This is a genomic window from Noviherbaspirillum sp. (assembly GCF_036563305.1).
In the GTDB taxonomy this organism is placed as follows: domain Bacteria; phylum Pseudomonadota; class Gammaproteobacteria; order Burkholderiales; family Burkholderiaceae_D; genus Noviherbaspirillum.
In genome coordinates this window covers 319,957-334,485 of sequence record NZ_DATCMQ010000004.1, presented here as the reverse complement: position 1 = coordinate 334,485, position 14,529 = coordinate 319,957, and the positions used below count along the sequence as shown (strand labels likewise).

The window sequence follows — 14,529 nt, the reverse complement described above, 5'->3', positions numbered from 1 at the left end:
CGGTATTCACGCCGGGCTTCTTGCCGCAGGACGGCAAAAGCGTGTTTGAGAGGCAAATACCGCGGAAATTCCCGGCTGGCGCGCAAATTGCAATGTTGCTGCAATGCACCATCCTGCCGCAGCCGCGCCGGGAACGCCTACCCCAGGACCATGCAATGAACGACGCCGTTCCGCTGCCGATCGACACCTTCCTCCCCTACATGCGCGATGTCGTGCGCTGCGAGCAGTCACTGCGCGAACTGAACCTCATGTGGCGCATGATCGAAGCCTCGGCGAAGATGAACTGCCCGGCCGAGGCCAAGTCCATCCTGCCCACCATGGCCGCCACCCGCGCCGGCTTCAACCGGCTGGAGCAGGAACTGGTGTCGAGCCTGGTGCGGGAAAAGGTCGGCAACGTGCTCGACGCGATCGGCACCAAGGCGCACTACGTGATCGACATTGTGGTGCGCAACCTGTACGAGCGCACGGCGGATGTCGGCTTCCTCGCCACCGACCGCGAACTGTGCGCCTTCGTCGCCGGCATGCAGGACGACGCGGATGCCATTCGCCTGCGGCTGCGTGCCTACCGCAGCAAGTACACCGTCTACGACGAGATCATCCTGCTCGATACCCGGGGCAATGTCCTGGTCCAGATCGACGAAAGCACGCCGCTCGAGGGCAGCACCGACCCGTTGATCGCCGCCACGCTCGCCGCCGAGGGCTATGTCGAGACCTTCCGCGCCACCGACCTGCGTCCGTCGAAACAGCAGGCGCTCGTCTATTCGCGCCGCATGCTGCATCCGGACACCGGCGTGCCGGTCGGCGTGCTGTGCCTGTGCTTTCATTTCGAGGAAGAGATGGCCGGCATCTTCCGTGCGCATCGCGATGCCGAGGAGCGCTCCAACATGCTGCTGCTCGACGGCGACAACCGGGTCGTCGCCAGCGCGGACGAACGCTGGATCCCGGTCGGCGCCACCGTGCCCGTCAATCGCGGCAACGATCCCCGCCTGCTGGTCTACGGCGGCCGCGAATATCTGGTCAGCACCTTTCCCGCCACCGGCTACCAGGGCTACATGGGGCCGCCGGGCTGGCAAGGCCAGGTGATGATCCCGGTCGAGGTCGCCTTTCATGGCGCTGCTTCGAGCGCGCTGGCGACGGTGGACAGCCAGGTGGCCGACGGCCTGCTGTCGCACGCCCGCAGCTTCTGCCCGCCACTGTTCGAGATCATGTCCGCCGCCGATACCATTCGCCGCGTCGTCTGGAACGGCCAGGTGATGACCGCGGGCCAGCGCGGCGAGCTGCTGAAGCTGAAGACCATCCTCGACCAGATCAGCGAGACCGGCATGCGCAGCAACGAGCTGTTCTCGCAATCGATACGCGACCTCTACGAGACCGTCCTCGCCTCCAGCCTGCGCGAGTCGGAATTCGTCTCGCACCTGCTGGTCGACCTGCTCGACCGCAACCTGTACGAGCGTTCCGACGACTGCCGCTGGTGGGCGCTGACGCCGGAACTGCGGCAAGCGCTGGCGGCGGGCGAGATGGATATCGAGACGCGCGCCGGTCTCGACGAGATCCTCGGCTTCATCAATCGCCTCTACACCGTGTACACCCGCATCTTCGTCCACGACGACCAAGGCTGCATCGTCGCCAGCACTAACCCGGGCGTCGGCGCGGCATCGGTGATCGGCAGCCGCATCGACGCCGGCACGCTGGCCGCGGTGCGCGCGCTGCGCGGCGAACAGGATTACCACGTCAGCCCGTTTTCGCCGACGCCGCTGTACGATGGCCGTCCCACCTACGTCTACTATGCGGCGATCCGGGATCCCGGCACTCAGGCGGCGGTGGTCGGCGGCATCGGCATCGTGTTCGATGCGGAGCCGGAGCTGTCCGCGATGCTGCGCGGCGCGCTCAACGACAGGGAGGGCATGACGGCGTACTTCGTCGACCGCGCCGGCACCGTCATCGCCAGTACCGATCCCGGCCGGCCCGCCGGCAGCCGTCTCGACATCGACCCGGCGTTTCTCGCGCTGCCGAATGGCGGCAGCGCGTCGCGCATCGTCGTACACGACGGCCACTATGCGATCGTGGGCTGCACCGTGTCCCACGGCTATCGCGAATTCAAGAATGCCGACGGCTACCGCGAGGACGTCATCGCCGTGGTGTTCGAGCGCTTCGGCGAAGAACGCGGACGCGGCGCCGCGGTGCGGCGCGAGGAGATGCTGCTGGAGGAGAGCGGGAGCGGCGGCGGGATCGAGTACGCCAGCTTCTTCATCGACGGCATGCTGTTTGCCGTGCCCGCCGCCAGCGTCACCGAGGCCGTTCCGGCATCCGCCATCTCGCCGGTATCGATCGGGGGCCGGCCCGAACGCATCGGCGTGCTTTCCCTGCAGCGCAACGGCGACAGCCCGGCCTTCATCTGGGTATTCGACCTGCGTCATCTGATGCGCGGCAGCCCGGCCGCGATCGACAGCGGCAGCCAGGTGATCCTTCTGCGCCATGGCGGACAGGACATCGGCGTGCTGGTGGACGAGCTGCACGGCGTCCCCGGATTCCTGCCGGAGCAGATCGTGCCGACACCGTTCGCCGCCCACCCGGAGGGCCTGCTGGTGAAGCAGGTCATCCAGGCCAGCCAGGGCCGCATCCTGATCCAGGCGCTGGACGTCGCGCAGCTGTATGCATGCCTGCGCGATCCCGCCCTGCCTACCGTCCTGAACCTCACCGAGGCCGACCGCCACATCGACGACCGGTCCGGCGTCACACCGTTGGAGAAAGCAGCATGAACAACGTCGATCCCATCATCTTCGGCAGCAGCACCATGTATGAACGCCTCTGTCTCGTCACCGAAGTCCTCGGCGCCTTCGTCTCCGGCGCGCCGCGCGCGGTAAGCGCCGGGCAGCTCTCGCGGATGACCGGCCGGCCGGAAAGGGAACTCATCCGCCTGTGCAATGCGCTCTGCCGCGAGCAGTTGCTGCAGCCGCTGCCGGAACGCGGCGGCGGCTGGCGGCTGGCCGGCGACGCGAGCAGGGTGACGCTGGAGGATGCCTTCCGTTTCGTGATCGCGGAGCAGTCCGCGCGCGGACGCCCGCGCCAGCGCGTGGCGCCGGAGGAAGGCAATGCCGACGGGTGTCGCCCGGACGGGACGCGGCGCGAGGTCGACCTGCTGGTGATGCAGGCGGCGATGGGCATCAACCAAAGCGTGTTCCAGCATCTGCGCCAGTTCTCCCTCGACCGCCTGAAGGTGGCCGCCGCCGGCATGTTCCCGGGCCGCCGCATGGCGGACGAGTGGCCGTCCGCCTGGCCAGCCGGTCGCTTGTCCTATTCCTGACGGCGCGGCGCCGTCATTTTCCGTCGAGCCATTCGCGGTAGAACGCGATGAAGCGGGCCGCCTTCAGCGCGGTATGCCGGCCGGGCGGCGTCACTGCGTACATCCCGCCGCGCGCCAGGGACCAGCGCGGCAGCACGCGCACCAGCCGCCCTGCCGCCAGGTCCGCCTCCACGCTGTACTGATCGAGCACCGAGATCCCCGCGCCCTCGGCCAGCATCGCGCGCAGCGCCGCCGGCGAATCCACCCGCAGGCGCGCTTTCATCTGCACGGTGCTGCTGGCGGCGCCGCGTCCCGTGAACTTCCAGGTCAGCGGCGTGCGCATCAGCGTCAGGGCGATCCACTCGTGCCCGGCAAGATCCTGCGGCCGGCGCGGCTGCCCGGCGCGTCGCAGGTACGCGGGCGCCGCCACCAGGTACTGTTCGAACTCCCCCAGTTTCACCGCGCGCAGCGACGAGTCGCGCAGCCAGCCGAGCCGTATCGCGACGTCGATTCCCTCGCCCAGCATGTCGACCACGCGGTCGCCGGTGCGCAGGTCGACCTGCAGCGCCGGATGCATGGCGGCGAAGCGGGCAAGGGCAGGCGCCAGCGACTGCACCGCATGGTCGACCGTGGTCGACACCCGCAGGCTGCCTGCCAGCCGCTCGCCGTCCTGGCCGGCGTGGTGGAGCGCCTCCGTCAGCCCGCCAAGCAGCGGCGCGCACTGTGCATGCAAGGCGCTGCCGGCATCGGTCAGCGCCACGCGGCGCGTGGTGCGGTGGAACAGCGCGACGCCCAGCCGCTGTTCCAGGCGCGCGACCTGCAGGCTGACGCGCGCCTTGGCCACGCCCAGCCGGTCGGCCGCGCCGGTGAAACTGCCGGCGATCACCACCGCGTCGAACACCACCAGGCTGTTGAGGTCGATCTCGCCGAGCAGGGCCATGAAGATTGTTTGGAAAGTGGAATCAATGAATTATGCGTTTTGCTGTTTCCGGAATCAATCGTTTGCGCGAGGATGTGCCCCATTCCACCATGACAAGGACAAACAGGATGAACATCGCACTGATTGGCGCTTCCGGTTTCATCGGCTCGGCCCTGCTGCGTGAGGCACTCGCGCGCGGGCATCGGGTCACGGCCCTGGTGTCGCGCCCGGAAAGACTGGCGCCGGCCGCGCAGCTCGCCGTGCGCAAGGCCGACGTGCTCGACACCGTGCAGCTTACCGGGCAGCTGCGTGGCCACGACCTGGTGCTCTCGGCATTCAGCGGTCATGCGCAGCCCGACATCTATGGCTACTACATGCGCGGCATGCGTTCCATCGTCGGTGCGGTGCGCGAGAGCGGCGTGCCGCGCCTGCTGGTCGTCGGCGGCGCCGGCAGCCTGGAGGTCGCGCCGGGGCGCAAGGTGATCGACGATCCCGGTTTTCCCGCGCAGTGGCGCGCAACGGCCGAGGGCGCGCGCGATGCGCTGGAGATGCTGCGCGCGGAACAGGCACTGGACTGGACTATGCTGAGTCCTGCCGCCCATATCGCGCCCGGCGCGCGCACCGGCCGCTTCCGCCTTGGTACGGACCAGCTGCTGGTGGACGACGTTGGCGAAAGCCGGATCTCGGTCGAAGACTATGCGGTGGCGATGCTGGACGAAGCCGAGCAGCCGAAGCATCTGCGCCGCCGCTTCTGCATCGCCTACTGAGCCACTGATCCAGCACGACCGTGCGCTTATGCAAGCCTTGCATGAACCGATGCAAACACGGCATTGGAGCGCGGCCGCGCGGCTATCTACGATACGGTTTCCGGGGCGGTGACCTCTTGTCGCCCGGGCAGGAGTTGGCATGTGTCTGGAGTGGCATTCGTGCCACTCCTTTTTTTATGGACGGCCGCCATGGCCGCGCCGGCGCAGCCGACGACCGAGGCGGAACAGCGGCCCGATCGTCAGCACCAGCATCGCCATCCGCGTCACATGAAAGGCCGTCACGATCGGCACGCCGAGCTGCAGGTTCTTCGCGGTCAGGCTCATCTCGGCGATGCCGCCGGGCGAGGTTGCCAGGATCGCGGTGGCCGTGTTCATCCCGCTGAGCGCCGCCAGCCCGACGGCAAAGCTGGCGGCAACCGCCATCGCGCACAGCGCGCAGACCGCCACGCTGGCGAGGAAGCGCGGCGCCGTATGCAGGAACTCCGGCGTGAAGCGCGTCCCGAGCGATATCCCGATGAACAGCTGGCCGAGGTGCACCATCCATTCCGGCAGCGCCGACAGGTTGATGCCGGATGCGGTCAGCGCGATGGCGACCAGCAGCGGACCGATGACCCACGCATTCGGCAGGTTCATCCGTTTCAGCGCGAGCGCGCCGAGCACGGTGAACAGCACCAGCAGCGCCAGCCCGTCGTACTCCACCGCGCGCGCGCCCGGCGCATACCTGTCCTGCCCATGCACGCCCGCGAACTGGAACAGGAACGGAATGATGGCCACCACCATCATGATGCGCAGGCTGTGCGCCGCCGCCACCCGGTCCACCTTGGCGCCGTGGCGTTCGCCCTGGGTTGCCATCTCCGAGGCGCCGCCGACCGCCATCGCGAAGAAGGCGGTGGTCATGTCGACACCGGAAAGCCGGTGCAGCAGCCAGCCGCATGCCGCCCCCAGCAACAGCGCAAACAGTACGCCGAGCGCGATATAGCCGAGAAAGGAAAACAGCACGCCCAGCACCAGCGGCGTGAAGTACAGGCCGAGCGCCGTGCCGATCGCCCACTGCCCCGCTTCGCGCACCCGCACCGGACTCGACAGGTCGGCACCGGCGAGGCGGCCGGCGGCGGTCGCGAACAGCGGGCCGATCATCCATGGCAGCGGCGTGCCCAGCCATTCGCAGAGCAGCGCGGCGAGCAATCCGGTGACGAGGGTGAACACGAAGGAGGCGGGCGCGCTGCGGAAGGACAAGGACATGTGCATCGATGGCGGGAGGTGTTGCGGTCAGCGCACGAGTCCGAAGGCGTCGGCCTGCGCCCGGTACTCGCGCACGGTGCGGGCGACGTGCCGGGTCAGCGCGTCGCCGGTCATGGCGAATGGATAGAGGCCGTGCGCCGCGCGCAGCCGGTCGAAGCCGTCCGCCTTCATCGCTGCGTCGAAGGCGGCAACCCACTTGCGGTACGCCGCATCGGAGACGTCCGGCCCCATGTACACGCCACGAATGATCGGCCAGCTGATCGGGAATCCCTGTTCGCGCGCGGTCGGCACGCCAGCCAGCACCCCGGGCAGCCTTTCGTCGGACAGTACCGCAAGCACCCGTATGCGACCGTCCGCCGCGTGCAGCGCGGCCTCCGACACGTCACCCGACACCGCCTGCACATGGCCGGCGAGCAGTGCCGTGAAGGATTCGCCACCCCCCTCGAAGGCGACGAAGCGCAGCGAGCGCGGCACGATCCCCGCCTGCTTGCCGATGATCGCCAGCTTCAGCCAGTCCTGGCTGCCGAGCGTTCCGCCGCCGCCGATGGTCACCTTCGCCGGGTTGCGCTTCAGCGCCCGCAGCAGCTCGTCCAGCGTGCGCCAGGGCGAGTCGCTGCGCACCGCGATCATGCCGTAGTCGGCGCCCAGCGCCGCCACCCAGCGCACATCCTGTTCGGTCGCCTTGCCGTACTTGCCCTGCGCGAGATTGAGCAGCGAGCCGCCGGAGTACACCACCAGCGCTTCGGCATCGGCGCGCTGCTGGGATACCACCGAGTTCCAGGCCACGGCCCCGATTCCGCCGGGCAGGTAGCGGATGCGCAGCGCCGGGTCGATCCCCCTGCTGCCCGCGCCTGCAGCCGCTTCCAGTCCGCTGCGCGCCAGCTTGCAGGTCAGGTCCATGCCGCCGCCGGGCTTGGCCGGCACCACGCATTCCGCCGCCATGGCGGCGCCTGCGAGCAGGCCGCCGATGGCAAGGATGAGGGCGCGCGCTGGGAGGTGTGGCATGCTGGTTCCGTGGATGGCTTGTTGCCGGTGTTAACGTGCGCGATTATCGCTCTTTTGCAAAGAACGCGAAGTTCAGTATGATGGCGCGCGCCGCTTTCAAACCCCTTTCACGGAGCCCGCACTCCCGCACAGCATGCGCATCCTGCTCGTCGAAGACCACACGGAACTCTCGCACTGGATCGCCAGGGCGCTGCACGATGCCCACCTGACAGTGGAGCATGCGGCGAGCGGCAGCGCCGCCGACGCCCTGCTGCATACCCAGGAATACGCGCTCGTGATCCTCGACCTGACCCTGCCGGGGATGGACGGCCTGGATGTCCTCAAGCGCCTGCGCGCGCGCGGCAGCAAGACGCCGGTGCTGGTGCTGACCGCCCGTGGCGGACTGCAGGAGCGGGTGCAGGGCCTCAATCTCGGCGCTGACGACTATCTGCCGAAGCCGTTCGAACTGGCCGAACTGGAAGCCCGGGTGAAGGCGCTGCTGCGGCGGGTGCAGGGTGCGCAGGGGCTCACCCTGCGCTGCGGCATGCTGTCGTTCGACACCGTGTCGCGCATGTTCACCTACGGTGGCGAGGATCTCGCGCTGACCCCGCGCGAGCGGGCGGTGCTGGAGGCGCTGCTCACGCGCGCCGGCCGCGCCGTGTCCAAGGAAAAGCTGTTCGACGAAGTGTTCGCGCTGGAGGACGAGGCCAATCTCGACGCGATCGAGATCTACGTGCACCGCCTGCGCAAGAAGCTCGACCGGCCGGGCGAGGGCAGGGTAGGCATCACCACCCTGCGCGGCCTTGGCTACCTGCTCGAGGAGAAGCCGTGAGCGGCGCAAGCGGACGCCCCATGGGCGCCCGCGTCCTCGGCAGCCTGCGGCGTCAGCTGCTCGGCTGGTTGCTGCTGCCTCTCACCGTGCTGGTCGCCATCGATGCCGTGTCGGTCTATCGCAACGCGCTGGAAGCAGCCGACCAGGCCTACGACCGCTCGCTGCTTGCCTCGACCCGGGCGCTGGCGGAACGCGTCACCATCCATGGCGGCAAGGTGACGGCCGACGTTCCCTATGTCGCGCTCGACAGTTTCGAGACCGATACCCTCGGCCGCATCTACTACAAGGTCAGCGGCATCGCCGGCGAGTTCGTGTCCGGCTACGACGACCTGCCGCCGCTGCCGCGCGACGCCCGCCGCTCCGAGGCCTATCCGGCGCTGGTCTACTTCTATCATGCGGTCTACCGCGACGAGCCGGTGCGCATCGCCGCGCTCTACCAGCCAGTGTACGACAACAGCATGCGCGGCATCGCGCTGATCCAGGTCGGCGAGTCGCTCGACGGGCGCCACGATCTCTCCCGCAAGATCCTGTTCGACACGCTGCTGCGCCAGGCGGTGCTGGTGCTGGCCGCGGCCTTGCTGGCCTGGATCGCCGTCCGTTTCGTGCTGCGCCCGCTGATGCGGCTGACCGCCGAGGTCGAGGCGCGTGCGCCGACCGACCTCTCCGGTTTCGATCCGGCCCTGGTGCACCGCGAGGTGCGACCCCTGGTCGACGCGATGAACGGCTACATGGGTCGCTTGCAGACGCTGATCGCGGGGCAGCGCCGCTTCATCGCCGACGCCTCGCACCAGTTGCGCACGCCGCTCACGGTGCTCAAGACCCAGGCCGAGCTGGCATTGCGCGCGAACGACCCGGCGGCGATGCGCGAGGTGGTGGAAAGCATCGCAAGGACGACGGACTCCACCGTCCACCTCGCCAACCGCCTGCTCAGCCTCGCGCGCGCCGGGCATGACGCCGCCGAGGCCAGGCTGGAACCGGTTTCGCTGACGGCCGCGGTGCGCCAGGTCGGCCTGGAGCTGGCGCAGCAGGCGGTACGCAAGGACATCGACCTGGCGTTCGACGGCGATGAAGGCGCCGAGGTCACCATCCATGCCCAACCGCTGCTGCTGCATGAAATGATCGCGAACCTCGTGGACAACGCCATCCGTTACACGCCGCAGGGCGGCCAGGTGCTGCTGCGCGTCCGAAGCTTGCCGTGTCCGCTGCTGGAGGTCGAGGACAGCGGGCCCGGTATTCCCGCCGCCGAACGGGAGCGGGTGTTCGAAGCCTTTTACCGCGGTGACGCGGCGCAGGTCGCGAATGCCGGCGGCAGCGGTCTCGGCCTCGCCATCGTGGCCGACATCGCGCGCCTGCATCACGCCTCGGTCGAACTGGCCGACGGCGCGGCAGGGCTACGCGCCGTCATCCGTTTCCCCGCGGCGGCGTAAGCGTCGCGGCCAGAAGGCGACAAGAAGGTGACAGGAAGGCGGTCGGCGCAGGCCCTGACACTCAGGCGCGCCAGCGCGGCAGACGCCAGCGCCTGCCGGCGGTCTTCAGCATCTCGCCGCGCGGCGGCAGCCGCAATTTCGCGTCGTCTCTCCGGTCCGGATCGGGCCGTGGCAGCCACACCGTCTCGAACAGTATCGTGAGCTGGACGAAGATGCCCAGCATCCCCAGAAACAGCAGCGCCAGTATCAGTGCGTCGTCCACGTCCCCTCCGGTTGCGTTCGGTAATCCACCGGCATGGGTGGCCATCGGCAGGGGGACGGTTCCACCCGGCAGCAGCTTGCGTGGCGCTCCTGCAACCGGCTCCGCCGCGTTTCGGCAAAATCAAACCATCGCCGGTTTATCCTTGTTAACGTGCAACCTACGCCCGCCGGCCTCATCTAACCGGCTCTCTCGCCACCTGCGTTCCGTCACGCAACATTGCATTAGAAGGCATCTCACCATGGGTCAAATCCCGCGCAACCTCTCAGTCCTGCTCGCCACCTTGCTTCTCGCCGCATGCGGCGGCGGCGGCGGGGACGGCGACAGTTCACGGAACAGCACTGCAAGCACCAGCACCTTCGACATTGCGTCGGTCGAGACCGATGCGCCCGCCGCCACCGGCAACACCGCTACCGACGGCTTCAACTGGTTCAACTTCCGCCGCCGCCAGGCCGGCTTGCAGGTCGTCAGCCGGAACGCGACCGTCGATACCGCGGCCCTCGGACACTCGACCTATCAACAGGTGAACAACACCATCACCCACGAGCAGACGGAAGGCCGCCCTGCCTTCACCGGCGTGCAGCTGTACACCCGTCTCGTCAATGCCGGCTACCAGTTCGACCAGTCCGGCGGAGGCTACGCCTACGGCGAGGTGATCTCCTCGACCAGCAGCACCTCCGGGGTCGGCGCCGCGGAAGACCTGATTGCCGCGATCTATCATCGCTTCGTCATCCTCGAGCCGATGTTCAAGGAGGCCGGCGCCGGCGCAGCGACGGTCTCCGGCGGCAACACCTACTTCACCACCAATTTCGTCGCCAACCGGCTCAACCAGGGCCTGGGCAACGGCAAGGTGATCGTCTACCCGTTCGACGGCCAGAAGAACGTCGCGCGCAACTTCATGAGCGACAACGAGTCGCCCGACCCGGTCCCCGACCGCAACGAGGTCGGCTACCCGATCAGCATCCACGCCGACATCCTCGGCAACATCGCGGTACAGGAATTCACCGTCAACCCGCGCGGCGGCGGCGTGCTGCCGGTCAGGCTGCTGAGCAATGCGACCGATCCCGACCACACGCCGACAGGCGCCGTGGCAATCGTCCCGCTGGCGCCGCTGGCCGGGGGCACGACCTATGACGTGCGCTTCATCGGTACCGTCGACGGCGCCCAGGTCACCCGCAACTGGTCGTTCTCCACGCGGTAGCGACGGTCCGGCGCGGCCCCGGCGGCGGGTGCCCGCCGGCCTGCCTTCCCCTGCTCCGCCTTTACCCCCAGTACCTGTGAACAATTCTGTGGATGAATGCTGTACTGACATGGCAAGCCATTGATCCGCAAGCCTTTTTTGCCTTTGATTAAAATCAGGGCAAGCCAGAACATCCGGCCTGCACGGTAGTCCTACGACGGTCGATACCAGGAGGTTCATCATGGCAGCGGTGCAGTACAAGAAGGCGGATTGGGTGGCACAGGCGGATATACAGGAACTGGCGGACGGCAAGTATCAGGGCGTGGTCATGATGAGCCACGAACTTGGCGCCACCAGCGAAGACGTCAAGCACACGGTGGAGGCGCCCTCCGACAGTCCGGAGCAGGCGCTGGAACAGGCCGTGGCGCTCGCGCACCGCCTGCTGGCGGACATCGCGCGGTAAGCCGGGCCTGCGGACGACGGCGGCAGGCGCCGCCGTCGTCCGCGCGTCACTTTCCGATGCAGAAGCGGCTGAAGATCACGCCAAGCAAGTCATCCGGCGTGAATTCCCCGGTGATGCTCGACAGGCGTTCCTGCGCGATCCGCAGTTCTTCCGCAAACAGGTCGAGCGCCTGGTCGCTGGTCTGGTTGTCGACGGACGCATGCTGCGCCGCGAGCGCCAGATGCTCGCGCGCCGCCTTCAGCGCCAGCAGGTGGCGCTCGCGCGCGATGAAGCGCGACTCCGCGGTCTGCTGCCAGCCGGCCGCGCGCAGCAGCTCGGCGCGCAGCATGTCCACACCGCGCCGCTCGGTGGCGGACAGATAGATGTGGATGGCTTCCTCGGCCCGGTCCACGGCGGGCTTGTGGCCCGACAGGTCGATCTTGTTCCAGACGCGCAGCACCGGCACGTTCGCCGGGAAGCGCTGCACGATCTCCTCGTCGGCGCGGGTCGGGCCGCGGCTGGCGTCGAGCAGGTGGACGATCACATCGGCCTTCAGCACTTCGCCCCAGGTGCGTTCTATCCCGATGCGCTCCACTTCGTCGCCCGCGTCGCGGATGCCGGCAGTATCGATGATGTTCAGCGGGATGCCCTCGACCTGGATGGTTTCGGTGACCTTGTCGCGCGTCGTGCCGGCAATCGGCGTCACGATCGCCACCTCGGCGCCGGCCAGCGCATTGAGCAGCGAGGACTTGCCGACATTCGGCTGACCGGCCAGCACCACATTCAACCCTTCGCGCAGCAGCGCGCCCTGGGACGCCTCGGAGAACACCTGCTCCAGGTCGGCCTGGATGCGCTCGAGCTGGCCGCGGGCATCGGACTTCTCCAGGAAGTCGATTTCTTCCTCCGGAAAGTCGAGCGTCGCCTCGACCAGCATCCGCAGGTGGATCACCTTGTCGACCAGCGTGTGGATGGCCCGCGAGAATACGCCGCTGAGCGAGGCCGACGCGGACTTTGCCGCCGCCTCGGTCGACGCCTCGATCAGGTCGGCCACCGCTTCCGCCTGCGCCAGGTCGAGCTTGTCGTTGAGGAAGGCGCGCTGGGTGAACTCCCCCGGCTCCGCCAGCCGCAGGCCGATGTCGGCGCCGGCTTCCAGGCAGCGGCCGAGCAGCATCTGCATGACTACCGGTCCGCCATGGCCGTGCAGCTCGAGCACGTCTTCGCCGGTGTACGAATGCGGCGCCTTGAAGTAGATCGCCAGGCCCTGATCGATCGCCGTGCCGTCGGCAGCGAGGAAAGGCAGGTAGGTGGCATGGCGCGGCTGGAGCGGCTTGCCGCACAGCGCCTGCATCAGCGACCCAAGGTCCTTGCCGGACGCGCGGACGACGCCGATGCCGCCGCGCCCGGGAGGGGTGGCGATGGCTGCGATGGGAGTGTTGTCGTGGTTCATGCGGTTGATTGTAGGAGCGGCATTGTGAATCGGCAATGCCGGGACGCGAAACAAAAAAGCCCGCGCAAGGCGGGCTTCGGGAAGCAGGCGCTGCTTACGCCGGCTGGCCGCTTTCGATGCGGCGGGTGATCACCCATTGCTGCGCGATCGACAGAATGTTGTTGACCACCCAGTACAGCACGAGGCCCGCCGGGAAGAAGAAGAACATCACCGAGAACGCGATCGGCATGAACATCATCACCTTCGCCTGCACCGGGTCCGGCGGGGTCGGGTTCAGCTTGGTCTGGATGAACATCGAGACCGCCATGATCACCGGGAGAATGTACCAGGGGTCGGGCGACGCCAGGTCGGTGATCCAGCCGAGCCATGGCGCGTTGCGCATCTCGACCGAAGCCAGCAGCACCCAGTACAGCGCGATGAAGACCGGGATCTGGACCAGGATCGGCAGGCAGCCGCCGAGCGGGTTGATCTTCTCGGTCTTGTACAGCTCCATCATGGCCTGGTTCATCTTCTGCGGGTCGCTCTTGTGGCGCTCGCGGATCGCCTGCATCTTCGGCGTCACCGTCTTCATCTTGGCCATGCTGCGATAGCTCGCCGCCGACAGCGGGAAGAATGCCAGCTTGATCAGCACCGTCAGCACGATGATGGTCCAGCCCCAGTTGCCGAGCACCTTGTGGATCTGCACCATCAGCCAGAAGATCGGCTTGGCGACGATGGTCAGCCAGCCGTAGTCCTTGACCAGGTCCAGGCCGGGCGCCAGCTTTTCGAGGCGTTCGGATTCCTGCGGGCCCGAGTACAGCGGCGTGTCGACGGTCGCGGTCGCCCCTGGCGCCACGGCGCCGACCGGGAGGATCGAGCCGACTGCGTACAGGTTGTTGTCGACCTTCTTCGTGTAGATCTCGCGCGGCGTCTTCTGCGGTGGCAGGAAGGCCGAGACGAAATAGTGCTGGACCAGGGCGACCCAGCCGTTGTCTGCCTTGTTCGCGTGCTTCGCCTTGCCTTCCTCGATCTCGTTAAAGGTCATCTTCTGGAATTTGTCGGCGTCGGTGTAGACCACCGGCCCGGTGAAGGTGCTGTAGAAGTACGACTCGCCGGCCGGCGCGTTGCCGTCGCGGACCAGCTGGACGTACAGCGACGGGTTGATCGGGGCGCCGCTGTTGTTGATCACATCATGGCGTATGCCGACGGTGTAGTCGCCGCGGCGGAAGGTGTAGGTCTTGACCAGCTTGACGCCGCCCTGCTCCGCCTCGAGCACGAGCTGCAGCTCGGCGCTGCCGTCGAGCGCACGCGGGCCGGGGCGTGCGGTGAAGGTGGTCTTGTGGTTCGGGAACGGTCCGCCGATCAGGCCCGTTTGTGCCAGGTACACATGGTTGCTGGAATCGAACAGCACCATGTTCTTGCTCTGGTCCACCGTATCCTTGTGCTTCAGCAGCTCGAGTCGCCGCAGCTCGCCGCCGACGGTGTCGATGTCGGCCTTGACCACGTCCGTGGTAATGGTCACCACTTCGCTCTTGGTCTGGGCGGCGCCGGTCGGTACAGCCGGCGCGGCAGCCGTGCTGCTCGACTGCGGCACGTCGCCACGGCTGGCGGGAGCGGGGCCGGCAGCCGGTGCGGCCGCCTGCTGCGTCGCGCTCGGGAAGAACAGCGATTGCTTGCCGTTGTAGCGCATCCAGTTGTCCCACAACAGCAGCAGGGACAACGAGAACACTACCCACAGGACGGTACGTTGGATATCCATATATAAATA

13 protein-coding genes are annotated in these 14,529 nt (G+C 67.6%); 7 read left to right on the top strand and 6 right to left on the bottom strand.

Features of this window, described 5'->3' with window-relative positions:
• Positions 1-155: 155 nt before the first annotated feature.
• Entirely contained in the window at positions 156-2,759 is a 2,604-nt protein-coding gene (locus VIM12_RS02495; protein WP_331940026.1) for a chemotaxis protein CheW, read from the top strand.
• Positions 2,756-3,304 carry a hypothetical protein gene (locus tag VIM12_RS02490; RefSeq protein WP_331940025.1) on the top strand — a complete coding sequence of 183 codons (549 nt, stop codon included), beginning with the start codon at positions 2,756-2,758 and terminating at the stop codon, positions 3,302-3,304. The genes VIM12_RS02495 and VIM12_RS02490 overlap by 4 nt, the downstream gene beginning before the upstream one ends.
• Positions 3,305-3,317: 13 nt before the next feature.
• On the opposite strand, the gene VIM12_RS02485 is transcribed toward VIM12_RS02490, so the two are convergent.
• A complete protein-coding gene (locus VIM12_RS02485) occupies positions 3,318-4,223 on the bottom strand; it encodes a LysR family transcriptional regulator (protein ID WP_331940024.1) in 906 nt (301 codons plus the stop codon).
• 107 nt (positions 4,224-4,330) lie between these two features.
• On the opposite strand from VIM12_RS02485, the gene VIM12_RS02480 reads away from it, so the two are divergent.
• Entirely contained in the window at positions 4,331-4,969 is a 639-nt protein-coding gene (locus VIM12_RS02480) for an NAD(P)-dependent oxidoreductase (protein WP_331940023.1), read from the top strand.
• Between the two features lie 174 nt (positions 4,970-5,143).
• Here VIM12_RS02480 and VIM12_RS02475 read toward each other — a convergent pair whose 3' ends face one another.
• Together VIM12_RS02475 and VIM12_RS02470 are read right to left on the bottom strand one after the other, a co-directional pair.
• Complete coding sequence (locus VIM12_RS02475) at positions 5,144-6,211, bottom strand: AbrB family transcriptional regulator (protein ID WP_331940022.1); 1,068 nt, start codon at positions 6,209-6,211, stop codon at positions 5,144-5,146.
• A 27-nt stretch (positions 6,212-6,238) separates the two neighbouring features.
• Positions 6,239-7,216 carry a tripartite tricarboxylate transporter substrate binding protein gene (locus VIM12_RS02470; RefSeq protein ID WP_331940021.1) on the bottom strand — a complete coding sequence of 326 codons (978 nt, stop codon included), beginning with the start codon at positions 7,214-7,216 and terminating at the stop codon, positions 6,239-6,241.
• Positions 7,217-7,349: 133 nt separating this feature from the next.
• Between VIM12_RS02470 and VIM12_RS02465 the strand changes: the two genes are divergently transcribed.
• Positions 7,350-8,027 carry a response regulator gene (locus VIM12_RS02465; RefSeq protein WP_331940020.1) on the top strand — a complete coding sequence of 226 codons (678 nt, stop codon included), beginning with the start codon at positions 7,350-7,352 and terminating at the stop codon, positions 8,025-8,027.
• Between the two features lie 20 nt (positions 8,028-8,047).
• Positions 8,048-9,454, top strand: coding sequence for a sensor histidine kinase (locus tag VIM12_RS02460; protein WP_331940098.1), 1,407 nt, complete (start codon positions 8,048-8,050; stop codon positions 9,452-9,454).
• A gap of 61 nt (positions 9,455-9,515) precedes the next feature.
• On the opposite strand, the gene VIM12_RS02455 is transcribed toward VIM12_RS02460, so the two are convergent.
• Positions 9,516-9,716 (bottom strand): hypothetical protein, encoded by a 201-nt coding sequence (locus tag VIM12_RS02455; RefSeq protein WP_331940019.1) that lies wholly within the window; start codon positions 9,714-9,716, stop codon positions 9,516-9,518.
• A gap of 238 nt (positions 9,717-9,954) precedes the next feature.
• Here VIM12_RS02455 and VIM12_RS02450 point away from each other — a divergent pair, with 238 nt between their 5' ends.
• Positions 9,955-10,914, top strand: coding sequence for a CAP domain-containing protein (locus tag VIM12_RS02450; RefSeq protein ID WP_331940018.1), 960 nt, complete (start codon positions 9,955-9,957; stop codon positions 10,912-10,914).
• Positions 10,915-11,134: 220 nt separating this feature from the next.
• Complete coding sequence (locus VIM12_RS02445; protein ID WP_331940017.1) at positions 11,135-11,356, top strand: hypothetical protein; 222 nt, start codon at positions 11,135-11,137, stop codon at positions 11,354-11,356.
• Between the two features lie 46 nt (positions 11,357-11,402).
• On the opposite strand, the gene mnmE is transcribed toward VIM12_RS02445, so the two are convergent.
• Positions 11,403-12,782, bottom strand: a complete 1,380-nt coding sequence (gene mnmE / locus VIM12_RS02440; protein WP_331940016.1) for a tRNA uridine-5-carboxymethylaminomethyl(34) synthesis GTPase MnmE — start codon at positions 12,780-12,782, stop codon at positions 11,403-11,405.
• A 94-nt stretch (positions 12,783-12,876) separates the two neighbouring features.
• Positions 12,877-14,520, bottom strand: coding sequence for a membrane protein insertase YidC (gene yidC, locus VIM12_RS02435; RefSeq protein ID WP_331940015.1), 1,644 nt, complete (start codon positions 14,518-14,520; stop codon positions 12,877-12,879).
• Between the last annotated feature and the right edge of the window lie 9 nt (positions 14,521-14,529).

Coding starts and splice junctions, on each gene's coding strand:
- VIM12_RS02480 (WP_331940023.1), top strand. CDS start 4,331: ATGAACATCGCACTGATTGGCGCTTCCGGTTTCATCGGCTCGGCCCTG.
- VIM12_RS02450 (WP_331940018.1), top strand. CDS start 9,955: ATGGGTCAAATCCCGCGCAACCTCTCAGTCCTGCTCGCCACCTTGCTT.
- VIM12_RS02445 (WP_331940017.1), top strand. CDS start 11,135: ATGGCAGCGGTGCAGTACAAGAAGGCGGATTGGGTGGCACAGGCGGAT.
- VIM12_RS02495 (WP_331940026.1), top strand. CDS start 156: ATGAACGACGCCGTTCCGCTGCCGATCGACACCTTCCTCCCCTACATG.
- VIM12_RS02465 (WP_331940020.1), top strand. CDS start 7,350: ATGCGCATCCTGCTCGTCGAAGACCACACGGAACTCTCGCACTGGATC.
- VIM12_RS02460 (WP_331940098.1), top strand. CDS start 8,048: ATGGGCGCCCGCGTCCTCGGCAGCCTGCGGCGTCAGCTGCTCGGCTGG.
- VIM12_RS02485 (WP_331940024.1), bottom strand. CDS start 4,223: ATGGCCCTGCTCGGCGAGATCGACCTCAACAGCCTGGTGGTGTTCGAC.
- VIM12_RS02490 (WP_331940025.1), top strand. CDS start 2,756: ATGAACAACGTCGATCCCATCATCTTCGGCAGCAGCACCATGTATGAA.
- VIM12_RS02475 (WP_331940022.1), bottom strand. CDS start 6,211: ATGTCCTTGTCCTTCCGCAGCGCGCCCGCCTCCTTCGTGTTCACCCTC.
- VIM12_RS02470 (WP_331940021.1), bottom strand. CDS start 7,216: ATGCCACACCTCCCAGCGCGCGCCCTCATCCTTGCCATCGGCGGCCTG.
- mnmE (WP_331940016.1), bottom strand. CDS start 12,782: ATGAACCACGACAACACTCCCATCGCAGCCATCGCCACCCCTCCCGGG.
- yidC (WP_331940015.1), bottom strand. CDS start 14,520: ATGGATATCCAACGTACCGTCCTGTGGGTAGTGTTCTCGTTGTCCCTG.